At 54.0% G+C, this 22,051-nt stretch carries 23 protein-coding genes and 1 other RNA gene; 3 read left to right on the top strand and 21 right to left on the bottom strand.

Features of this window, described 5'->3' with window-relative positions:
• Positions 1 to 13: 13 nt before the first annotated feature.
• The 11 genes from GSR16_RS09665 to GSR16_RS09615 form a co-directional block, all read right to left on the bottom strand.
• Positions 14 to 784, bottom strand: coding sequence for a hypothetical protein (locus GSR16_RS09665; RefSeq protein ID WP_159876857.1), 771 nt, complete (start codon positions 782 to 784; stop codon positions 14 to 16).
• Positions 768 to 3,317: a DUF3631 domain-containing protein gene (locus GSR16_RS09660; protein ID WP_159876855.1), complete on the bottom strand. Its 2,550-nt coding sequence runs from the start codon at positions 3,315 to 3,317 to the stop codon at positions 768 to 770. The genes GSR16_RS09665 and GSR16_RS09660 overlap by 17 nt, the downstream gene beginning before the upstream one ends.
• Positions 3,318 to 3,404: 87 nt before the next feature.
• Positions 3,405 to 3,680, bottom strand: a complete 276-nt coding sequence (locus tag GSR16_RS09655) for a hypothetical protein (protein WP_159876853.1) — start codon at positions 3,678 to 3,680, stop codon at positions 3,405 to 3,407.
• Positions 3,674 to 4,042: a hypothetical protein gene (locus GSR16_RS09650; protein WP_159876851.1), complete on the bottom strand. Its 369-nt coding sequence runs from the start codon at positions 4,040 to 4,042 to the stop codon at positions 3,674 to 3,676. The genes GSR16_RS09655 and GSR16_RS09650 overlap by 7 nt, the downstream gene beginning before the upstream one ends.
• Positions 4,043 to 4,492, bottom strand: a complete 450-nt coding sequence (locus GSR16_RS09645) for a hypothetical protein (protein ID WP_159876849.1) — start codon at positions 4,490 to 4,492, stop codon at positions 4,043 to 4,045.
• Positions 4,493 to 4,503: 11 nt separating this feature from the next.
• Positions 4,504 to 4,767 carry a helix-turn-helix transcriptional regulator gene (locus GSR16_RS09640; RefSeq protein ID WP_159876847.1) on the bottom strand — a complete coding sequence of 88 codons (264 nt, stop codon included), beginning with the start codon at positions 4,765 to 4,767 and terminating at the stop codon, positions 4,504 to 4,506.
• A 68-nt stretch (positions 4,768 to 4,835) separates the two neighbouring features.
• Positions 4,836 to 5,663: a hypothetical protein gene (locus GSR16_RS09635; RefSeq protein ID WP_159876845.1), complete on the bottom strand. Its 828-nt coding sequence runs from the start codon at positions 5,661 to 5,663 to the stop codon at positions 4,836 to 4,838.
• 99 nt (positions 5,664 to 5,762) lie between these two features.
• Positions 5,763 to 6,983 carry a tyrosine-type recombinase/integrase gene (locus GSR16_RS09630; protein WP_159876843.1) on the bottom strand — a complete coding sequence of 407 codons (1,221 nt, stop codon included), beginning with the start codon at positions 6,981 to 6,983 and terminating at the stop codon, positions 5,763 to 5,765.
• A gap of 187 nt (positions 6,984 to 7,170) precedes the next feature.
• Positions 7,171 to 7,535: a transfer-messenger RNA gene (gene ssrA / locus GSR16_RS09625) on the bottom strand.
• A gap of 67 nt (positions 7,536 to 7,602) precedes the next feature.
• Positions 7,603 to 8,067, bottom strand: coding sequence for an OmpA family protein (locus tag GSR16_RS09620; RefSeq protein WP_159876841.1), 465 nt, complete (start codon positions 8,065 to 8,067; stop codon positions 7,603 to 7,605).
• A 138-nt stretch (positions 8,068 to 8,205) separates the two neighbouring features.
• The gene (locus GSR16_RS09615; RefSeq protein WP_159876839.1) at positions 8,206 to 8,478 is read right to left on the bottom strand and encodes a putative hemolysin; all 273 of its coding nucleotides are present in this window, start codon (positions 8,476 to 8,478) and stop codon (positions 8,206 to 8,208) included.
• A gap of 134 nt (positions 8,479 to 8,612) precedes the next feature.
• Here GSR16_RS09615 and GSR16_RS09610 point away from each other — a divergent pair, with 134 nt between their 5' ends.
• Positions 8,613 to 9,296 (top strand): M24 family metallopeptidase, encoded by a 684-nt coding sequence (locus tag GSR16_RS09610; protein WP_159876837.1) that lies wholly within the window; start codon positions 8,613 to 8,615, stop codon positions 9,294 to 9,296.
• Positions 9,297 to 9,299: 3 nt separating this feature from the next.
• The gene (locus GSR16_RS09605) at positions 9,300 to 9,692 is read left to right on the top strand and encodes a gamma-glutamylcyclotransferase family protein (RefSeq protein ID WP_159876835.1); all 393 of its coding nucleotides are present in this window, start codon (positions 9,300 to 9,302) and stop codon (positions 9,690 to 9,692) included.
• An 82-nt stretch (positions 9,693 to 9,774) separates the two neighbouring features.
• Here the strand turns inward: GSR16_RS09605 and GSR16_RS09600 are convergent, their stop codons facing one another.
• Complete coding sequence (locus GSR16_RS09600; protein WP_159876833.1) at positions 9,775 to 10,239, bottom strand: DUF2846 domain-containing protein; 465 nt, start codon at positions 10,237 to 10,239, stop codon at positions 9,775 to 9,777.
• A 203-nt stretch (positions 10,240 to 10,442) separates the two neighbouring features.
• Here GSR16_RS09600 and yjjJ point away from each other — a divergent pair, with 203 nt between their 5' ends.
• Positions 10,443 to 11,747 (top strand): type II toxin-antitoxin system HipA family toxin YjjJ, encoded by a 1,305-nt coding sequence (yjjJ, locus tag GSR16_RS09595; RefSeq protein WP_159876831.1) that lies wholly within the window; start codon positions 10,443 to 10,445, stop codon positions 11,745 to 11,747.
• Between the two features lie 97 nt (positions 11,748 to 11,844).
• Here yjjJ and GSR16_RS09590 read toward each other — a convergent pair whose 3' ends face one another.
• The 9 genes from GSR16_RS09590 to GSR16_RS09550 form a co-directional block, all read right to left on the bottom strand.
• The gene (locus tag GSR16_RS09590; RefSeq protein ID WP_159876829.1) at positions 11,845 to 12,474 is read right to left on the bottom strand and encodes a hypothetical protein; all 630 of its coding nucleotides are present in this window, start codon (positions 12,472 to 12,474) and stop codon (positions 11,845 to 11,847) included.
• Positions 12,475 to 12,681: 207 nt separating this feature from the next.
• A complete protein-coding gene (locus tag GSR16_RS09585) occupies positions 12,682 to 12,846 on the bottom strand; it encodes a hypothetical protein (protein ID WP_159876827.1) in 165 nt (54 codons plus the stop codon).
• An 86-nt stretch (positions 12,847 to 12,932) separates the two neighbouring features.
• Complete coding sequence (locus tag GSR16_RS09580) at positions 12,933 to 13,256, bottom strand: hypothetical protein (RefSeq protein ID WP_159876825.1); 324 nt, start codon at positions 13,254 to 13,256, stop codon at positions 12,933 to 12,935.
• A 58-nt stretch (positions 13,257 to 13,314) separates the two neighbouring features.
• Positions 13,315 to 14,091: a hypothetical protein gene (locus tag GSR16_RS09575; protein ID WP_159876823.1), complete on the bottom strand. Its 777-nt coding sequence runs from the start codon at positions 14,089 to 14,091 to the stop codon at positions 13,315 to 13,317.
• A 144-nt stretch (positions 14,092 to 14,235) separates the two neighbouring features.
• Positions 14,236 to 14,940 (bottom strand): Crp/Fnr family transcriptional regulator, encoded by a 705-nt coding sequence (locus GSR16_RS09570; RefSeq protein ID WP_159876821.1) that lies wholly within the window; start codon positions 14,938 to 14,940, stop codon positions 14,236 to 14,238.
• A 597-nt stretch (positions 14,941 to 15,537) separates the two neighbouring features.
• Positions 15,538 to 16,176, bottom strand: a complete 639-nt coding sequence (locus tag GSR16_RS09565) for a hypothetical protein (RefSeq protein ID WP_159876819.1) — start codon at positions 16,174 to 16,176, stop codon at positions 15,538 to 15,540.
• Positions 16,177 to 16,687: 511 nt separating this feature from the next.
• The gene (locus tag GSR16_RS09560; protein WP_159876817.1) at positions 16,688 to 17,572 is read right to left on the bottom strand and encodes a hypothetical protein; all 885 of its coding nucleotides are present in this window, start codon (positions 17,570 to 17,572) and stop codon (positions 16,688 to 16,690) included.
• Positions 17,569 to 20,106 (bottom strand): hypothetical protein, encoded by a 2,538-nt coding sequence (locus tag GSR16_RS09555; protein ID WP_159876815.1) that lies wholly within the window; start codon positions 20,104 to 20,106, stop codon positions 17,569 to 17,571. The genes GSR16_RS09560 and GSR16_RS09555 overlap by 4 nt, the downstream gene beginning before the upstream one ends.
• A gap of 768 nt (positions 20,107 to 20,874) precedes the next feature.
• The gene (locus GSR16_RS09550; protein ID WP_159876813.1) at positions 20,875 to 21,924 is read right to left on the bottom strand and encodes a hypothetical protein; all 1,050 of its coding nucleotides are present in this window, start codon (positions 21,922 to 21,924) and stop codon (positions 20,875 to 20,877) included.
• Positions 21,925 to 22,051: the final 127 nt, after the last annotated feature.

Raw genomic sequence — 22,051 nt, 5'->3', positions numbered from 1 at the left:
TCGTTGGTGCATTTCATTTCGTCTTGCCCTTTCCTGCTGGTGTGTGGGCGCATTGCCCGATGAAGACCCATTGCAGGTACTGCGACTGGCTCGGGTCGCTTGAAGTGCGCCATGGCCGGTATTTGGCCTCGCATGCACCGATTACCTTGTTTTGCCGAAAGGTGCTGGCCGGGTTGACCAGGCTGAGTACCTGCTGGCGGCCACTGGGGATGGTGGCCTCACCACGCCAATGCAGGCAGCTCAGGCACTCGTTGACCTTGGCGGCCTGTTCCTCGGCGTCTTTGCGGGTCAGCCCACCATCGTGCTGCATGATGGCTGCCCGCTCCTCGAATGCCTCCCGGTCGTCGTCACCGGCCACACCAGCATGGTGCCTGGACAGGTGTGCCTCTAGGCAGGCCACCAGTTCACGCACCGGGGTGCCGTCCTGCTCAATCTGGCAGCGCAGGATGCCCAGCCATTCCGCACGGTCGGCTGATGGCCACTGTTCCAACCGGCAAATCAGGTTGACCCGCTCCATCAGGTCGGCGGGCAAGGCCGGGGCTGGTGTCGGCTGGCCGGTGGACACCGCGGTGACGATGCCGGCTGCAATGTCGCCCACGGCGGTGAAGGTGGTATTGCCCAGCAGACGGTCACGCAAGGCGGCCTTGTTCGCCACAATGTAATCCCGGGCTGCTGGTGTAATCCGGCTGGAAGGTGTGACGCGCAGGGCGTCATCATCACCAATCAGCTCCACCCGAAGGCCAAACTGTTCCAGAAGCAAACTACGGTCAGAAATACTCTGCATCATCGTTCCCCTCACTTTGTTTGCCGCTACCCGGTGTTCTATCCGCTACTCCGCTACCTTCCTTATTTGGCGCGGGTTTCGAGGTAGCGGATACGCTTTTTCCTTGTCCCGTGAAATCGCTATCCGCTACCCTGAAAGCCCCGTCGTTATTGGCTGGTAGCGGAGTAGCGGATAAATTGCCCCCTCCATCCAAATAACGTGTGAAGGCGTCGGCAAAGTCCTCAAGGCGGTAGCCCTTGCGCACCTCGAAATGCTCCTTGATGTCCTTGGGCTTGATGCCAAATTCGCCCAGCCGCTTGGACAGCTGACGGGCAGTGATGGGTTTGCCTTGGCGGAAGTTGTAGGTGGACCAGGGGGCTTCCTCGTCCTGGCACAGGGCATCAATCAGGTCTGAGGTCCACAGCTTGGTAGCCTTGCGCTGGTCAAAGGCAGTGCGGATGTCGCGCAACAGCTCCTCATTCATGCTGGGGGCTTCTTCTTCGCCACCGGTCAGCTTGCCGGCTGCTTGTCTGGCCAGCTTCGGCCATTCCCCACCAGCCAAGTCAGCCAGCGCCAGCAGTGGCTCCCAGTTGTCAGCTGTCCGGTTATTCAGGCTCCCGACATCCGGGCGACTGGCAGCGAAGGTTTCCCCCATGTCATCAGCCCAGCGGGCCAGTTGGCGCTTCACCAGGTGGAAAGCCTGGGCATCGGCATGGCGCAGGTTGTCTGCGCGCTCGCCGGCAGTCTTGCGGCGCATGTTCAGCACCACGGCACGGCTCATGATGGTTTCGGGCATGTTGCCGATGCCGGCCAGGGCTTTGGCTCCCCACACACTGAAGGCACGCGGCTGCAGCTCGCCACCTATCTCCACCACCCGGACCACGGTAGCGGTATCGCGGGTGTGGCCAGCATTCAGCACACCACGCAGCTCCTCGTTGTCCTTGGCGAAGGTGTCCGCCTCATCAATCATCAAGGTGGGCTTCCAGGCTTCCACCGCACGAAACAAGGCTGCCGGGGTGATGTTGCTGGCCGACAGTGGCCGGCAAGACAGCTTGGCCACGGCCTGCAGCAGGGTGGACTTGCCGCAGCCCTTCTCCGGGGCGGTAATCACGGCCAATGGCAACACGGTGGCGTAGTCCACAAACCACGTCATGGCTGCCCACAGCGCAGCAGCACGCAAGGTTTCCTTGTCGGCAATCACGTACTGACGCAGCAAGGCGAAGGCCGCATCAAGGACGGCAGCGGCGTCCACATCCACCGGCCATGGCTCAACCTCGTCAAACAGGATGCAGCCACCAGCCCCGCCTTCCTCATCGCGAGTGGCCAGCTCTTTACGCTCGGCATTGACCAGCTTATCCAGGATGCCCACCGGTACGCGCAGGGCATCGGCAGCCCCTTTGCGAATGCGGCCATAGGCCAGTGGCTTCAGCTCGGCCAGGTAGCGCAGGTAGGCATCTTCCTCCTCCGGCTTGGGAATGTTGGACTGCTCGGGCGGAATCGCACTATCTGGCTGGTCGCTGCTGCAGGTGTCTTGGTCTTTAAAATTTGCAATAGACCCCCCATGCATCTGAATTGCCGGGCTACTCGCTACCGGTATGGCTTGGGCAAGCACAGCATCCAACCCAGCCAGCTGGTGCAGGTCGTTGAAGTCAGACGGCAGCTTGTCGCCATGCTGCTCGCGGCACTGTTCCACCTGTTCGGTAGTGAATACCGGAATGACAGAGCGGCCACGCGGATACAGGGCCACTGCAGCCTTGCTGGCGGCCTGCTGGCCGGTCAGGCTGGTGTCACTGTCACCGCACACCAGCACGTCCACGCTGGCGGTCAGGATGCTGGCCAGACGCTCGGCAACGGCCACCAGGTTGTGGGCATTGAAGGCCACCACTACCGGCAGGCCGGTTGCTTGGTGCAAGCTGCAGCCAGTGGCCCAGCCTTCGCACATCAGCACAGTGTCAGCGTCTTTCAGCCGGCCCAGCACCAGCGATGCGCCTTTGACCTGGCCGCCGGTCAAGAACCGTTTGCCACCATCGGCACCGATGATTTGCAGGTTGACCAGTTCGCCAGCCACCCGCAGGGGAACCAGCAGCATGTCGCGCAGCTGGGCCACACCGGCAGGTGCGATGCCCTTGGCTGCAAGATAGGGGTGCTCTGCGGCCACGTCATGACCCTTGGCCCACAGCGCCATGGCCTTGTCCTTGGCGGCTTGCCGTTGCTGGGCGGCCAGCGCTTCGGCTTCTGCCTGGGCGTCGGCACGCTCCTGCTCCAGCTTGGCCCGTTCTTCGGCACTGGGGGCCTGATAGGGCTGCTCGGGCCGGTAGCCGTGCTGGATGGCCTGGGCAAACAGGCTGGCGATGGTCACCTTGCCACCCGGCTTGATACTCTTCCAGACGCTCATGGCTGCCTTTGGCTGATAGTTGTCAGCAGTGCGGCTCCAGTCATCCCATAGGGTGAAACCGGCTTCGCCCAGCTCGCTCTTTACCGCCATACCCATCTGTACCCAGCTGTCCCGGTCGTGGGCATCAAGATGGCGCAAGGCGCTGGCAATTTGTTCCATGGTGCTGCTCATAACGTGCCTTTCGGACGTAGTTTGCCCAACCCATGACGGCGCTCAGGCGGCCATGGCAGGCGTGTTCAGTTGGGGTTAGCGGCTGAGGCTGGCCAGTAGCTCCGGCGCTCGCTCAGTGATGCGCTGGTACAGCACATTCACGGCATCGCTGCCTTGGTGCTCCAGTGCGTCGGCCAGGCATCCGGCAAACACACCAGAAAAGGACTCCAGCAGGGTGCTGGCAGCCTCTGTGCGGTCGGCGGCGCTATCGTAGGCGCTGGGGTGCAGATGCTCGTTCAAGAGCAGCAGCAGGCGATAGGCGACGGACTGGCCGTCATACTCGGCAGCGTGGATTTGATTGGGGGTCAGCATGGCTTGCCCTCAGCAGCTTCAATGCGGCCATGCGCCCACTGCCGGTCGGCAATCATGTGTGCAGCGTCGTGGGTATGCTCAAGCGCCTCGCCCAGTACTCGCAGCAAGCGGCCAATCTGAGGCATCACGGTAGATTCCATACCCACGTCTGATGGGTAGTTGGTAATCAGGTGCGCAAGGCCCTGCATACCGGCTGCGATATCGGCAATGGCTACTTCCGCATTGCTTTCCAGTAGGTTCAGGGTGCGGCTATTCAGCTTGGGAATACGGCAGCCTGCAGCCTTGTGAATCTCGCCCTGCTCTTGCAGGTCGGCATGCTGTTCAGCCAGTAGGGTGAAGTGGTTCAGAGTTTCGGTAGCCATTTAGCGCACCTCCACGACAGAGAAGCCGCGGGCGGCGGGTGCAATGCGTACAGCGTGGCCAGTACGTGCCAAGTGTAGGCGGGCGATGGTTTGCGCCTCGGCCATGGTGGCAGCGGTGCTGATGGTGCTGGAAATGGGGAACATGCGCGACAAGGCGCGGGTGATGCTAGGCATGGTGGCCTCCTTCTTGTGCAGGAAGCCCACTTCTCGCCGCCAAGCGAGGGTGGTGGGCGCAAGGTAAGGTTGGCGGACCGGCAAGAAGGAACCGGCGCGTGCAAGCACGCCCCTACCAAGGCCCACCATAGAAAATGGCGCACCAAGGCTGGTGACGGACGAAAAAATAGCCGCTAGGCGGCTGTCCGCCTTCTTGTTCGGGCCGCCAAGCCCGGAGCCGCTATTGAACGGCACGGGGGCATTATGGCGCTGCTGGTGTGGGGTGGCAAGTGTCATGTTGTGCCACCTCAAGCCGCTTGGCCTTGTTCATCCAGCCATGCCCGAATGGCTTCTGCTCGCCAAGCGGTAACACGTTCGGACAGTTTGACCGGTGTCGGGAAGGTGCCTGCTTTTACTCTCCGCCAAATGGAAGAATCAGACAGGGGGATGATCTGGCGCAGGTCGGCAAGGCGGACAAAGCCGGTTGTAGGCAGTGCGCCGTAGGGGGCGAGAACGCGGGCTTGGGTATCGGCAATCTTGATGGTTTTGCCAGTTGTGGCGTGGGGTCTCATATTGCATCGCTCCGTTGATTGACATTGCGAGGCAAATGTAAAAGCCCACTAGGCTGGTGCGTAGCCCGTCAACTAGTTAACGGGGGGTGTTTGCTAGTTAACGGGGGGCGTTTACTGGCAAACAGGGTGGCCTTTTCGGCCTCGCTCATTCTTGAAAGATATTCAGCCACTCGATCCTCTGGGCGGTCTCCGGATAGAAGGGGGATGCCATTTTCTTTCGCATAATCTTGCACATCATTCAATATTTTTGCTGCGCAATTCGCCATTGACTGCCACTTACCGCTGCTAGGTGCTTTTTCTTTTGCAAGTTGCCATGCTTTTTCTTTGAGTGAAGCGTACTTTTCTTTCTTTTTATCTCCACCTGCTTTTCCTGTTTTTGAGCGTGCTTTCTTTTCGACGGCATCAAAACTAGGCACACCAGCGGCCCCAATCAACATCAGTGCATTGCTAATGCTGACTATGGCTGCATTGTATTTGCCAAGGTCAAGATGCAAAGTTTCTGCGTGTTCAATAGATGATTTTGCCATGTGCAAGTTTAGCGCACGTTTGTACTGCCAAGGCGTCAGTGTGCTTTTCTGTACTTTTACACTTTCAGTTGTGGATGCGTCACTATCTATGGGAATGGTTTGCATCCTCAGATATTTCAAAGCTTCAGTATATGGCTCACTGAATGATACGTTATGTCTTTTCGGATCATTTGTCGGCGTGGATGTAAAAATATGAATTGGTGGCTCAAGCTGGCCATTCATGGTTTTTTCAAACTCTGATATTTCATTGCTCGGTATTGCTTTTCTTACTTCAAGGTATCGAGATTTCGCAATGGCCAACATTTGACTGATTGCCATGACGGCATGGCGACTACGGATCTTCACTTTGATTGGGCCAATTTTTTTCATTACACGCCCCCTACGGCGTCCCTTGTTGGGTTTGCCAACACCAGGCGGCAAGGGTTTCCGCTTTTCGCCCCGTCGGGCTAGGTGTCGGCAAAGCTGGTGTCAGGCTGTCTTGAATAGCGGCGTCACTTTCGCGCCGGCTTTCAAGGCGTCCAAGTAGTCGGCCCAGGACTGCATCATCTTGGTTCGTTCCGGCAGGTACTCGGCATAGTTGTAGGTGGCCCGGATGCTATTGCGCTCGGCATGGGCCATCTGGCGTTCGATGGCGTCCCGGTTCCACCCCTGTTCATTCAGCAGGGTGGATGCCATGTGGCGGAAGCCGTGGCCGGTCATGTCCTCTTTGCTATAGCCAAGGCGGCGTAGCGCGGCGTTGACGGTGTTGTCACTCATTGGGCGGCCATTGGTACGTGCGCCAGGGAAAACATACTGGCGGCTACCAGTCAGCGCCTGCAGCTCGGTTAGGATTGCGACGGCCTGCTGTGACAGCGGCACAAAGTGCTTTTCCCGCATTTTCATGCGCTCAGCCGGTATCGTCCAAAGCTGGTGTTCCAGGTCAAACTCCGACCATTCAGCCTTGCGCAGTTCTCCCGGGCGCACAAACACCAGCGGTGCCAGCTTCAGGGCGCACTGGGTGATAAAGCTGCCCTTGTAGCCGTCGATGGCGCGCAGCAGCTCGGCAATCTTGCTGGGGTCGGTAATGGTGGGGAACGAGGCTTTGATGGCGGGGGCGATTGCGCCAACCAGGTCGGCAGCCGGGTTGCGCTCGGCTCGGCCGGTGGCTACGGCATAGCGGAAGACCTGGCCGCAGTTCTGCATGGCCCGGTGGGCCGTCTCGATGGCGTCGCGCTTCTCGATGCGCTGCAAGCTGGCCAGCAATTCCGGCGCGGTAATTTCAGCAATGGGGCGGTTACCCAGCCAAGGGAATATGTCGCGCTCCAGGCGGCGGATGATGCGGGTGGCGTGGCCTTCGCTCCAGGTGGGCTGGTACTTGGTAAACCACTCGCGCGCGACAGCCTCGAAGCTGTTTTCAGCACTCAGCTTGCTGGTTGCCTTGGTAACTTTGCGCAGTTCGCCCGGGTCGATACCTTCGGCCAGCAGGCGGCGGGCTTCGTCGCGCTTCTCTCTGGCGTCGGCAAGGCCAACTTCAGGAAACACCCCCAGAGCTAGACGCTTCTCCTTGCCATTGAAGCGGTACTTCAAGCGCCAGTACTTTGCACCATTCGGCATCACTTCCAGATACATGCCTTTTTCGTCGCTGAGGCGCAGGGGCTTCCCGTCCTCGCGAGGCTTGGCGTTCTTGCAGGCGGTGGCGGTCAGGGACATAGGGGGGCATCTTTCAGAGGCTTGGGGGCATCGACTTGTGCCCCCGTTGCTTATGCCCCCTTTTATGCCCCCTGGGGTGGGGGCATGTCAAGACACGTTATGACACGGTAAGAGGCAATAAAAAAACCCCGAGAGGCTTATTTCTCGGGGTTCTTGGCACACCATGACACGGTGTGAAATGCTAATTTGGTGGAGGCGGCGGGAATCGAACCCGCGTCCGAAAGTCCTCTACAGTGAGTTCTACATACTTAGTCGTGTCATTTGGATTTAACCTCCACTACGCCGACGGACAGGCTGAGCTTTGGCGAGTTACCTAAAGTTTCGCACCAGACCAAGTAACCCGGGATGGCACTAGCAGATGTAGAGTGACACTACAGGGTTTTGACGCCCCCGGCCCATCTGCGAACCGTTGTAGTGTCTAGCCGGCCGTTAGGCTGCTAGAGCGTAAGTTTCGTCGTTTGCGACTAAAAAAATTCAGTGTTTTACGGGGTGACTGAAATCCCGGTATGCCCCCATCTGCTTCGCAACCCCCGTCGAAACCAGGTCGCCCCCAGATAAGACTGCCAATTATATAGACAAACACCTGCCAGCGCCAGCGTGGTGGCACTGGCAGCACCCCTTATTTGCTGGCGATCTGTACGCCCTGGGCGTCCTTGTCGGTATTGATGCGCAGGCTGATGTGCTTGGCCGGTACGCCGGATGCCACCAGGAACTGCTTCACGGCCACGGCGCGGGCATGGGCCATGGCGCGCGCATTGCTGCTGCTGCCACGGTGGCAGTAACCGCGCACGATCAGCTTTTTGTCGGACTGGTAGCTGGCCAGCTGGCGCTGGATCTGGCCTTTGCCAACTTCATCCAGCTCGTGGCTGGCGGCAGCAAAAGGAACAAAATCCGGGTTGGCGGCGATATTGGCGTCAATCTTCTTGTCGAGTGCAGCCTTGGCCAGTGCTGCGCTGTCTACCACCGGCTTGGCGGCAAGCGGGGCGGCAGCTACCGGCGCGCTGGCCGGGGCCTGCGGCACCTTGCTGCTGGAACAGGCAGACAAGGCAAGGGCAGCAAGACAGCAAAGCAGAATGCGTTTCATGGTAAAGGTATCCAGTAAGGGAAAAGTAAAGTGCGCCAGGGCTGGCCTTGGCGCACCAACGCTCGACCAGATGGCCGGGCTCCCTTTTTTTAACGCAGCAGTGGCCGATGGGATGACAAGGGCCGGCGTGGCGGCCCTTTAACGGCCCTGGTCGTGACGGAATAGCGTCCACTCTTCCAGCAACTGGCCATCGGGCAGGCGGCACAGGCCATACTCATTGCCAGCCGGGTCCTGGCGCGTCTCAAGCTTGCCACTGCGCTGCAGGCAATGCTGTGATGCCGGATTGGCCAGGCCGACGGCCAAGGGGGATGTGGTGACAGGTGGCAGGGCGCAGGCTGACAGTCCACAGGCAGTGGCCAGGGCAAGTAGCAGGATGGAGGTGGAAAGTGGCACGAGTGGTGACAATGTCATGAAAGATGATGCAGTATAAATGCTTCTTTCCGGCAATGCCGGTCGCAAAAGGTGCAGGAACCGCCGCCTGCGCACAGCCGGCCAGGAACGCCGGATGTTAGTGTTGTTTAATCCTTCCTGGTACAGGTTTTGTCATGACCAACACCGTTACCCCACAGCCGCAAGCGGTTGGCCCGCAGTTTTCCCTAAGCAAGATGCTGCATGCCCGCGACCGCACCTTTGCCGCCATCGACCGCATTGCGGAACAGATACACCCCGGCATGACCGAACAGCAGGCCAAGACCTTGGCCAAGACCACGCTGGACGCCATGGGCATGGATCGCATCTGGCACGGCATCATCATTCGCTTTGGCAGTAGCACCCTGAAAACCTTCCGCCAGAAAAACGACCCGGAAAACGTGCTGAGGGAAGACGACATCTTTTTCATCGACCTGGGCGTGGTGTGGGATGGCCACGAAGGCGATAGCGGTGCCAGCTTTGTGGTGGGGGATGATGCGCAAATGCAGGCTTGTGCCCATGCGGCACAGGCATTGTGGCAACAGGTAAGCGACTGGTGGCAGCAAACCGGCTGCGCTGGCACCGCCCTGTATGACTACGCCGCCGAACAGGCTGCCGCCATGGGCTGGCAGTTGAATCTGGATGTCAAAGGCCATCGCGTGTCCGATTTTCCGCATGCCATCTACCAGGCCGGGGATCTGGGAGATTTTGCCGCCTGCCCGGACACCGGGCTATGGATTCTGGAAATCCAGATCCGCCATCCCACCCTGCCATACGGAGCCTTCTACGAGGACCTGCTGGTGCGTCAAACCCAGGGCTAAACCATGAACAGCAAACAAGAAGTCGCCGACCAATATCTGTTTTCCTACGGCACCCTGCAGTTGCCACAGGTGCAATTGGCCACCTTTGGCCGTCTGCTGGATGGCGTGGCAGACCGCTTGCCCGGCTTCAGCCTGTCCATGCTGAAAATTACCGACCCGCAAGTGATTGCCACCAGTGGCAAAATCCATCATCCCATCATCGCCTACAGTGGTGTGGCTGCCGATGGCGTGGACGGCATGGCCTTGCTGTTGACGCCGCAAGAACTGGAGCAGGCCGACCGTTACGAAGTGGCGGACTATCAGCGCCAGACCGTATCGCTGGCATCAGGCCGCCAGGCGTGGGTGTATGTTGCGGCAGGCCAGGCCGGGCAGTGCCAGGACAGGAAAGTCCAGTAGGACAGGATGGCATGTAAAACGCCGGCAGTTGCCGGCGTGTGGAAATTACTGCAAGCGGGATTGTGTTTTCCCGCGGGCGGGATCAGGGCTTGCCGGCGCAATGCCCGCTCTTGGCCATGTCCAGCTTCAGCACATCGGCCTTGCCTTCCTCTTCCGTCATCTGCTCCAGCCCGGCACCACCTACAAACACACCCACCTTGATGTACTGACGCACAAAGTAGTTTTTGCCGGCTTCGGTCATCAAATCAATGGAGTTGGCCGAAAATTCGGACTCGGTATCCAGCTTGTGCACCTTGCCACCAGCCACTTCGGTACGGAAGAACACGTCCGGTCCGCTTTCGCCCACACATTGGCCATCCACGAAGATGTCTTTTTTCAAGGCCTTGCCTACCAGGCTGTTGCGATAGATATACAAACCAGCATTGCCTGCAGTCGGTGTAGCAAAGGCTTTGGCCTTGGCGGAATCTTCTTTGGATGCCATGTCAACCGAGGCACAGCCGGTCAGCAGCAGGGCAGTTACAAGAGCGGCAGCGGTAAAAATCTTCACAAAACTCTCCAGCGTGACGTTAACAAAGATTTACATTTTAGCGCTATATCCGATTGTCATCATTATTAATGACAAATAATTTCACACCCTCTCCACTCACATGTCTGCATGTCCGCCAGCCTTGCTGACAGGACAGATTGAATCTGCAGCTGGTAAATACTAGAATTACTATTCATTTATCTATTCATTATTCAATTCAATCCATGTCACGTCACGCAGATTCCATCCGTCAGCAACTAGGTGGTGGGCCATGTACCTCCCGGCAACTTGTTGAAAAAACAGGCTTAAGCCAGCCAACGATATCGCGTGCGCTGTCTGGACTGGGGGATGAGGTGGTGCGGCTGGGTGCGGGCCCAGCTATTCACTACGTACTGCGTGATGCCAGCCGCAGCCAGTTGGACGTGCCGGTATACCGGGTGAGTGATGCCGGGCAGATTCGCGAACTGGGCCGCCTGCTGCCGGTGCGGCCAGAAGCTTATGTCATGCAGCAGGCCGATGGCGTCAGCCTGCTCAGCGCCGGGCTGCCGTGGTGGCTGTACGATATGCGGCCTCAGGGCTATCTGGGCCGCGCCTATGCCTCTGCTCATGCTGGCAGCCTGGGCCTGCCGGCCAACCCGGAGCACTGGGGCGATGCCGAAGTACTCCGGGCTTTGCAGGCGCATGGGCATGATGTAATCGGCAATCTGCTGATTGGTGATGCCGCCCGCCAGCACTTTTTGTCCATGCCGCTGCCGCAGGCGGTAAACCGCACGCAGGACTACCCGCAACTGGCCAGCGCTGCCAGTGCCGGCCAACTGCCTGGTTCATCCGCCGGTGGCGAGCAGCCCAAGTTCTGTGCCTATGCTGACAACGGCCATGTGCTGGTGAAGTTTTCCGCCGTCGATGCCAACCCGGTCAGCCAGCGTTGGCGGGATCTGCTGCTGGCCGAACATCTTGCCCTGGCGGTGCTGGGAGTGGCCACCACCGTGCTGGACTGTGGCTCGCAACGCTTTCTGGAAGTGCCGCGCTTCGACCGCATAGGCGCACTGGGGCGGGTAGCGGTGTTTTCCTTGCGCGCGCTGGATGCCGAATTTGTCGGTGCCGCCCATGCGCCGTGGCCGGTGGTGGTGCAGCGGCTGGTGGCGGCGGGCCATGTCACGCCCCAGTCCCATGCCGGTGCCGCCTTGTTGTGGGCGTTTGGCACGCTGATAGGCAATACCGACATGCACAGCGGCAACCTGTCCTTCGTCAGCCTGCATGGCCGCCCTTATCAACTGGCCCCGGCCTACGACATGCTGCCCATGGCCTTTGCCCCGCGCGGCGGCGGCGCGCTGGCGGACAGCCTGCCGCCCGCCCATCTTAGTGCCGAAGTGGACACGGACAGCTGGCAACAGGCGCTGCAGTTGGCGCAGGAGTTTTACACCCGGCTGCGCGGCCATGACGGTTTCTCTGCCAGCTTCACCCCCTGCATTACCGCGCTGGGACAGCATATCGACGACGCCGCCGGGCGCATTGCGCGGCTGGGCTGAGCGGCTGGGCTGAGCGGCAGGTGCTTAGCAAAGCCATCAGCACGGGTGGCTGATAGCACGGGCAAGACGCGAAATGATTTGCCGGACGACTCGGCAGCTATTTGATCGTCAGCAAAACCGAACTGATGGTGACATCGATTTTTTTGTCCGGTCCAAGCCATTGGTTAAACACCTTACCCAGGCCCTGCTTGCGATACATGAGGTCACAACTGGCACTAGTGCCGGTGGGGCCAAGACCATAGGTGCCGCCACCCTCTGCCTTGATCTGGCATTGATGCTGGCCGGTGAAGTCTTTAAGTAACCAACCTGGTTCGGCAGTGCCAAATGCTACGACAATACCTGGCTTGGCATTGCTCAAATACTTCGCCACATAGCTATACGAAGGCGCAATGCCACAAAAATGTTTATCCGACTGCGCACACGGAATATGCGTGAATGCAGTTTTATCGAACAAGATGTACTCCTTTGTGCTCATGGCCCGATACCAATACATGGCAGTCTGGGCATCGGCATCTACAGAAATATTTTTTCTGTTTGTCAGAATAATCTTATGTGGTGTTTTCACTGTCACCACCAACTGACCGCTTTTATACATGGACATGACTTTGCTGTTTTTCAGTCCGTTTTTGGTAATCAGTTTTTCAATAGCAGTATCACTGGCCTGAGCCGTAGCCGCACTGACAGCGGCAGGCACTAGCATTAGATAATACAGAGTAGTGTGTTTCATCGTTCTATCCATTTCACGGCAATAATAAAAGCCAGGCCCATATTCCGGCAGCGCGTGACAGGGTCGGCCGATTTGGTATGTACGCTTTGATTCAGCAAGACAAAAAACAGCGGCTGATCATCAATTGGCTGATCCGGCAAGCCAACACGCTGCAATCAGCCGCTGTTGCAGGCTTATTCAGCCTGCTGCGCACCAGCTACTGGCCGGCTATTTCTTTGGCCTGCCTTGCTTATCCCAGCTGTTAATGCTGAGCGAGCCACCGTTTTGCTTGTACTTTTTCCACTCGCGTACACGCTCGTTGGTGGTTTGGTTTTCAACACCTTTCTGGTGTTTTTCACGCTTGGACGGGCTTTTTTCACTTTTATGAGCCATGATTCACCTCACTATCAGGGTATTTTTGATAAACAGAATAATGCTGTTAACGGCCATGCTGATCTACAGTGGCCAGTCAATATGATTTAGGGGTTTTCCCACTCCACGCCATAGCCAATCAGCGTGGTGCCTTTTATCTTCACCTGCGCCTGGCCGCCCTTGAACTGGGCACCAGGGTTATCCCAGAACAAATCGCCGGTGACATTACGCGGTTTCCATACCAGGCCGGTATCGTGCTCCACGTGCAGGTGCAGCTGGGTGACGCCGTCATCCAGGGTGACGGTCCAGTTAGTGCCGGCAGTCATGGCTTCATGATCAATGGATTGCTGTTGAAAACCGGCATCCAGCCAGCTGGCTTTGCAGTGCGCAACAAAGCCGCCTTTATTGGTTACAGTCAAAACGGTAGGCATGATTAAGTGTCCTTTATCCAAAAATGTTTGTAGACAGAGATGATTGCCGTGGTGGCCATCAACCTTTCCAGTTGGTCAGCAAAGCCTTATCATTAAATGACAGGGCACGGAAGGCAATATGTGCTTGCGGTGCCTGCTCATTACGCATGACGGATTTATTGGGAGAGGGGAAGATATACTTGACAATTGAATCGGTAGATTCCGTAAAGCTATAACCCGCCTTGACATCGCCGGCCAGGCCTTCAACCAGCGCAGAAGTGGCTTTGGCTTCACCGCCAATGCTGAACTTTTGATTGCTGCTTTCCGAGGCAACCATAAATCCGCCGGCGCTTTTCACTACGTCGGTCACCACCACAAAACCGGGCAAAATACCGCCGCTATTACTGCGCTTACCTGCGGTGCCAGCCGCTTGCAGCAAGGTTTTGAATACGTCAACCCGCAGCAGGTTCTGCACCGGCTTCAGGCTGTCCGAACGCACGGCGGTAAAGTTAACCAGCATGTCATTGCTTTGGGAGAAATTCCAGCTGAACTTGATGCCGCCGCTGATGATGGTTTCAGTATCTGGTTCCAAAAACTCGCCAGATATTTTTTCTGTCACCGAATGCTTTTGCACGCCGCTGGTTTTGTAGAAAAAATCACCAGTGGATTTTGAGCCCGTGCTGAAAAAATCCGGATACAACTCGGCAATATTACCCAGCCGGGTAAATTCCGCAGTTTCCGGATTGATAACGCCGTAATCGCCCAGATTAACCTGCGCCACCATCGACCAATTACCCCATAGCGTTCCGTCGTTTTGACGGATGAGGTTGGTCAGCTTTTTATTCCAATCAGTCATGGGATACCTTTCCTGAGAGATAATGTCGAATACGTAATTGTTTTCGACGGCCCCAATATGGCGGAATAAAAAAATACAGGCTGTTACCCGGGTAACAGCCTGTTGTGCACGTTTGTGCTAAACGCGGCCCTCATCATCAGCGGCTTAGTATTTGCCGCGTGCAATAGCCAGTAAGTGAGCCTTTTCAATCACCCGCACACAGCCATCAATCAGCAATATTGCCCCGCACAGGACAAAGCGTTGCAAATGCTGATTGACTTTGGAGCGGCTGCCATTCACCAGCAGCGCTAGCGTGCTCTGGTTAAAACGGTGCAAGCGCAGCTCTGCAATACGCGTTGACTGCGTATGCAGGCGCAGTAGAATCCGCGCCAGCCGGGCATCCAGCGAGTGCATGGCGAGATCTTCAATGCGCAGCAGTAGCGTAGCCGTGCATTCCTGCAGCAGATAATCAAAGCGCTTTACCAGATCCAGCGCCTCGACACCAAGCGCCAGCTTGGCCCAGGAAAACTTCATCACGATGGTAGGCCCGTGCGCGGTCAGCATGATGCTGGACGCCAGAAACGGGCAGGTGGCATCGCCTGCCAGAAACCCATTCAGCACCTCGCCGCGCGCAAGAATGGCCACGATGAACTCATTACCATCCGGTGAAATCATCGAAACCCTGATAGCTCCTTGTAGCACCACATAATGACTGCCGCTGGTACGCTCAGTCGTATGCCAGGGCTCTCCCTCCCCCAGTACGGCATAGCTGGCGGTATTGGCCAGCGCCTCCAGTTGGTGTGCGGCACAGCCGCCAAACAAGGGCAGGGCTTGAATCAGCCCCAGGTAATTGACATCAGCATTGGACATGGAAGAGCCGGCCATCTTGCTAGTGCCCTGTCTGGCGGTGGTGAAGGTACGTACAGCAAAACCGCCAAGACAGCCACGCTATAGGGAGGGCCGTGTGGGCTGGCAAAGCCGCATGTGTCAGCTGGACAGCCCTTGCACTACGCTACCAAGCCAGGCACGCCAATGTCGCAGGCACTGTGCAGCGGCTGCATGACCTCCTTCACGGCGATCAGCCAGCAGGAGCCTTCCTCCGTGCCGGAACAAACCTGCTGGCGGAAGACGTGATTATGGAAAGGGTATGCAGTATCCCGGCCAGTTAATGCCAAACAAATAGTCCGATACGCTTACCTATAGTCCATTTGGATCAGCCTTGCCACGGGCTCAGCCGCCATCGCAGCCGCTCGGCTGTGCTGAGGCAACGCAGAACCGCCTCCACCATGAGTGAGGCCAACGAGCGGTTTGCCGGCTGGCTGAACACCAGCAAACGTCAATAAGCTGCTGGTTCTGGTTCCACGGCCAGCGGCGAGAAAATAGAAATCAAGCCCACCGTCGATGACTGGGCCTGGGCTTGATGACCGCATGGTCGTTTTCTCTACGGATGCTGGTCATGGCCAGCAGCTATGCCTCAGTCAGCGGGTCTCTGCCTCCGCCCGCCACGCCTGTTTGTTCATCCGTCTGGCCAATAGCTGATGGCAGGCCTCCGCCAGCCGCAGCAGCTCGGCATTGCTGCTGGGCCAAAGCCTGCAAGGGCGTGGCCTGGCTGTTGAGCGCCACCAGTCGGCCATGTGCATGGCGGCTGGCGTGGTTGGGGGTGAAGCGCAGCGTCAGCAGCCAATGGCCATGCTGCCAGCCTTGTCCCTGTTCCAGTACCGCACGTAATACCGCATGGCTGATCTGCTGTCCGGCCTCTGCGGCCATGGCCAATGCCTGGTCGTGGCGTGGGGCGTCGCTTGGGCGCTGATGCAGGGCGGGGCGGATTTGGCGGTTCAGCCAGTGGCGCAGGCGTTGTGCAGCGGGGCGGTGGATTTGGCGCAGTACTTGTTGCAGAGTATTTTCCGGCCAGTACTGTTGCGAGCTGTCGTGCTGTGGATGCTGGCGGCAGGGGTGTTGTTGCAGGCGATGGCGCAGGCGTGGGCCGAATAGCTGGAGAATATCGTCGCCGTGCAGGCAGCAGGTGTGGGGGTGGAGGTGCAGGCGGATGGGTTTGCCGAGGTAGGACAGGGTAAGGGGAGGGGGGTGCAGCTTGGTTTCGGTCATGGCGATATCCTTCACGTGCAATAGACGCAAGTTAATAGGTTGCTTACTTGGTTCTTGCTGGTGATGGGTCGCCAAACCCGATGCGTTGTTTAACGCAAGTCTTGGAGGCTAGCGGTCAATATCCACTGCGGCAATAGATGGTTGTGCGAATGGGATTGACCAATGGTTCAGCCCTAAGCGGGAATCCGCTGCGCGGATGATGTTTTGTGTTGCCGCGTCCGCGCGGCGGCGGGGAAGGGGCCTTTGCTTGGCCAAAGGCCCCTTCCAACCCCAAAGGCCACCCCACAAGCATGGCCTGCGGCTACCCGACAGGGCCCGACCGGGGCGAGGCGCGCCTGAACTCGCGATTTGCTAACGTCAAATCGCTCAAACATTGCAGGCGCTTAACACCTCGCCCCGGCCACCCGTCGGCATGCTTGACGGGGCCAAGGGTGGCGACAGTGCGGTGGTGTTTGATAGTGATGGGCTAGCGACACTTTTGCTGATGACGTTATTTTCATCAATCAGTCAGTCATAAACTATTGCCAATATAGACTTTCTTTTCTTTATCCCAATGATAAGTTCTGTGCCATGTTCCATTTTTTTCGCGTAGCAGTATGTTTTTATAGCCATGTGTTTCTTTGTTTGAAATGATCAGATAGTTTTTGGCAGAGGTTTCTTCAATCATTTGTTTTGTATGCTTGCTGTTCCATTCGCCTTCAATCGATTTGAAATAACTCATCGGGGCCGAAAAGACGACTTTCAGTTTGTTATCAAACAGGGAAATCAAATACAGTGCAGATGAAGTGCTGCTACCACTGCCAGCAAAACTGTTTCGCCACTCGCCAGTAATGCCAAATGTTGGATTTTCTTTATTGATACGATAGGGCGTATTGTCAATATATGTCCACACTTGAGGAAATGAACTGCCTTTGTTGCATGCCTTGAAGTTACTCAGGCAGTCTGCATCATTGCCGTCTATGTTGGATGCAGTCCAGTCTACGCTATCAGTAATTGGCATCTCGGTTTTTGCTAATAAAATATACGATGACCGTTTTTGTGTTATTTCCAGTCCAAAAACACCAAGATAGAGTTCCGAGCTTTCGTTTGAGCAGCCATCTGCCGGAAGATTAAGTTGATGCCTTGAAATACCATCCTTTGTGGTGCAAAGTGCAACAATGAATTTTCCATTTTCCCCTGGCCACGGCTTGATGGCTGCACCAACAAATGCTGATTTGCCCTTTCGGGGCGCTATTGTTCGGATCAGGAAATCTGAACTCCAGCCTGTTGGCAATTTTTCTTCAAAAGATTTGTAAGGATTTTTGATAGGATTTTGGGTGACTTTGATTGTTTTGGCATGGTTAGGATTGCTCAGCATGGCAAAAAAAATCACACTGACTTTTATGAAGTGGTTCATTTTTCATTCCTTTGTGGAGAAAAATCAACGGTAATTGATTTTGTAATCAGATTTTTTCCACTATTTCTCGTTATGTGTTTAATAATGTTTCTATCAGCCAGTCTGCCGTTAAGCAAGAAGTTCGCAAGAAAAGTAGCGAAGCCTTGCCTGTCAAAATATCCATTTCCACCACCATTTATCATTACAGAAACACGGCCAACTGCATCACTCGATAGCCCTCTGTCCGCATGGCGTGATATATTGATCTGCCCAGTTTTTCCATTTATTGTCTTTGAAACCCAATACCACCCTCCGCTATCAGCGCTGTTGTAAGGAATTTCCACTAACTGGGCTGGGTCGTATCGCGGGTACCACTGTTTTGGTATTGCTTTCTTGTTGGTTCTTCTTTCTTCATCTTTTGGATTGCCCCAATAGTGGGTGCTGGATGTTGTTATTCTTTCATCGGCGTAAATGCCTTTCGTATTGTCTGGTAAATTTTTCTTGGATCTATAGTTTCCGTACTTTTCATAATTGCCAGGCCATGTAAGCTGCATATGCCCGCGACCGTAAAATGACTGATAATATTCCATTGCGGGTTGTGGCCATACCAAGTTGCCATTTTTCAATTGTTGGCGGCCTCTTCCAATTTCTTCAGTTGTTGATGCCATGAACATTTCTGTAAGTTCTTGTGCCAATAAATGGCTAAATCTGACGCGCTCTACCAAGCCATACTTTCTTACCATTTTATTGAAAGCATGGTTTCTATTTAAAATGTGGCAGATTCGATGAAGTGGAGTTGAATAGTTTAAAAGTCCTTTGCTTTCATTGCTCGCATTGTATGAGTAGTAAACTCTGGGTATCAGCTGTGCTAATTCATGATTGGATAGCCATGTATTTTTATGGAAATGCGCAATAAATGAAGCAGGATTGAAGAAGAATAGCTCCTCTCCAAGTAGCATGCTGTATCCTTTAGCGTAATTCTTGATTTCAGTATTTATACTTTCTATGGATGCAGCCAGTTTTTGGCCTGCCTCATTAAGCTGGCCATTGCTGTGTTTATATTTTTTAGTGATAACATCTTCTGATTTTATTTTGAAACTGCATAGTCCGACTGAGGGGATGATTGTATTGTTTCTATCTATCAATGTTCTCCAGAAGCAAAGTTTTAATGAGTCTGACTTGAAATTTCCATTATATTCATTGGCTGTCATTGGTTCTGGATTGGTTGTTGATTTTATGATCCGCCAGTGTTCCATCTTCATTATATGATTTTCATTCCACTCACTGTGTCTCTTGCATATCATTTTTGAAAACTTCTTGTTCACTTCACTATTCGTTAATTTTTCTGCAATGGAATTTTTACTAATAATCTGTCCATCTTTTTGCAATATGCTCATAATTTCTGGGTTTGTACATTGGCTTGTTGCATCCTTTGTTCCGTCGATAAATTTCCATCCCATCCATTGCGGGAAGTCACCATCACTGAAAACCTTGATATCTGCTTGGTGCAAGTTCACCCATTTTTGACTTTTGTCCGGCATGGTTATCAAGTGCCAATGTGGAACATTGACTGATATATTTGCTTCATTCTCTTTGTTAATAACACGACCAAATCGTAATAATTCGTAGATGCTGCTGCATGCATTTTCAGGGTGCTTTCTTTGTAGCTCTCTAACTAGGAGGTACATGTCATATTCGTAATCATGGTAGCCAAATGAATAATTTGTGATTGTATTGGCGGGCGGCCTCCCCGAAGCTCTTCTGTCTGCTACTGGTAATATTTCTATATACTCATTATTTACTTTGATGCGTGTATGCAATTCAACCTGCCCCTTTGCAAAACACATGGTTAAAAACAGTTCAACTCCAATTTGAACTCCACCGGATGTTGGTTGGGCTTTGTCCAGAGGAGGAATGTCATTTGTAAATGTATATGCATTAGTCTTTGCCGGAATGTAGAAGTGCACATCTCCATATATTATATTCATGCGGCCATTTTTGTTTCTATAATCCAGGTCGCCACTGATTCTGCCAGTTATCTTCTTTAAGTTGGTTTCTGTGCAAAATATTTCCATGTGTATGCCTGGTTGAGCGCCAACCCTTCCGGGATAGCCTATCAACTCTTTTCTATAAATTGGCATTCCTAATTTTTGCGCTTTTTCAGATATTATTCCAAGGTGATGATATACAGAGTAGTAAACAATTTTACCTTCGTCTCCCTCGCCGATTTCAGTCTCGTGACGCAACACAACTACTCCGCGAGAATTAACTCTTCTGTACGTAGCTCCAGGTTCAGCATCTTTATTAACATCAGGTTGAATGTCACCACTATTTTGGCTGATCATGACGATTCCATCAGCAATCGCGTAAATGTCAATTTCGCCTGTACGGCTACTGCCAACGATATTGGTTAGATGTAATCCAAGATGCCATTGCCCATACGAACCTATTGGAAATCCTCCTCGTGCTGTAGATGGCATGAAATGGTTTAACCATTCCTCGTAACTCTCATTTTCACCTTGAGGAATATTTAATCGTGGTGGACTAATCAGCATGAGGAGCTCCTAGCACTTTATTGGTAATGCGGCATACGGTGCCCGGCCTTGAGGGGCATTGCAATTGACCATAGGTGTAGCCTGGTCGGCGTTGCTCATTTCTCTAGTCGTGATAACGAGACTGCTTTGTTGGTTTAGTAAGGCTTGTCTGAGGCTGTGGAAAATGTTGTTTAAGAAACGATATCGGTGATATGGAAGATGCGGACTAACTTGAATGCTTTGTCGCGGTGGAAACAACTGATGGTATTTCCATCGTTTTCTGGATAAGGATCGGAAGGATTGTTTGAACTGGGGTCTTGTGACGTTCCGTACTGATCACGCTACTAGCACAGACAATCTACTTTTGGTGGGCTTGATTTGGAAAATCGAAAGTACAAGGTAGAAATCCGCTGTGCGGATGATGTTTTGTGTTGCCGCGTCCGCGGGGCGGCGGGGAAGGGGCCTTTGCCTGGCCAAAGGCCCCTTCCAACCCCAAAGGCCACCCGGCAAGCATGACCTGCGGTTGCCCGACAGGTCCCGTCCGGGGCGAGGCGCGCCTGAACTCGCGATTTGCTAACGTCAAATCGCTCAGACATTGCAGGCGCTTAAGACCTCGCCCCGGCCACCTGTCGGCATGCTTGACGGGGCCAAGGGTGGCGTCGGTGCGGTGGTTTCCGATGATTTTTAGCGACGTACATTTCTGCGTAAATGACTGCCTATACGCCGCTTCCGCTAGACGGATGGGTAAAGAGGAATTGTCTGGCCAATAACTTAAAAGCTTATTATCTGCTATTGCATGTCCATATATTTTTTAGGTATGCGAGTAATTCCGTTTTGATGCTTTAAATTTTCGTCAAGTGAGCATACTTTTACAGATTTTGATTGTGGAATTGAAACGTACCATGCGTCACTATTTGCGTACCAATAGCACAATACCACAGTATTATTTTCTTCGATTGCTGAAATGTTTTTCAGGTAGTTTTTGTCTTTGAATAAAATTGGATCAATTTGAAATTTCTTGGTAATTCCACCGCCGTTGCCGTTTGCAATGAGTGAAACCGCACCGAGCCGTTCACCTTGCAGTATAAGAGCAAGGCATACCACGCAAATAAACGTAAACAAAGAGATGCTCATCACCCCGTTCGTATTTTTCCTGGCATCGTAGAATACAATGACTGCCATTAGTGACATTGCAGCCTGAATGCAACAAATAAAAATTATCCAGTCAGTATCGTCATTTATTTTTAGATCGTAAATGCTTCTAATTGCGAGTGCGTTTGTTATTACAAAATAAAATGATGCGAAGTTTAATACCATTGCCAAGAATAGGGCCGTGCTTGCGTTTTTATTTTTTTCATCCCCGCTGAAATAGAAATGAATAAGTGCAAGTGCTGTTGTTGCAGCAAAGACAGAGAGTTGGGTTATGAAAAAATTCTCTGCATTTCTGGCTAGTGCATGAATTGTGGCGCCCAGAATAATCGTGGAAGGTAGTATGTGATACCAAATGATAAATAATTTATTTTTTTCTTGGGAAATAAAAGATCTTACTTCTTTGTCTGATAGCATCTGATGTGGTACTAAGATGCCAACACCTAGAAGTCCTGCGCCTAAAAGGGCGATTGTTCCTAATACTCCAGCAGATTCGCCGGTTATATTGATTGGAATTCCAGTTGCCATTCCAAATTTCATCAGCAGCCAAGTGCCGATTGTGGTTAGTGCTATCCCTATAATTAATAGCGACTGAAATATTATTTGTATTCTCTTTGCTTTGATGTCAATTCTATCTTTTAGTGGTAGTGAATTGAATTCCTCTATTTCGGTTATTTTTTTATCTTCCACGGGCTGCACGATATTTAGACTCTATTAAGTAATAAGTTTCAGAAAGATATTTTTAATCTGCGCTTTATTAGAACCTTTGCGGACAATGACCGCTCCCGTCAGCGCGAGCCGACTCAGATGTGCCGCT

Origin of the sequence: Aquitalea denitrificans (assembly GCF_009856625.1) — a bacterium.
Taxonomy (GTDB): Bacteria; Pseudomonadota; Gammaproteobacteria; order Burkholderiales; family Chromobacteriaceae; genus Aquitalea; species Aquitalea denitrificans.
The sequence above is the reverse complement of the archived record's forward strand: the minus strand, read 5'-3'. Positions and strand labels throughout refer to the sequence as shown.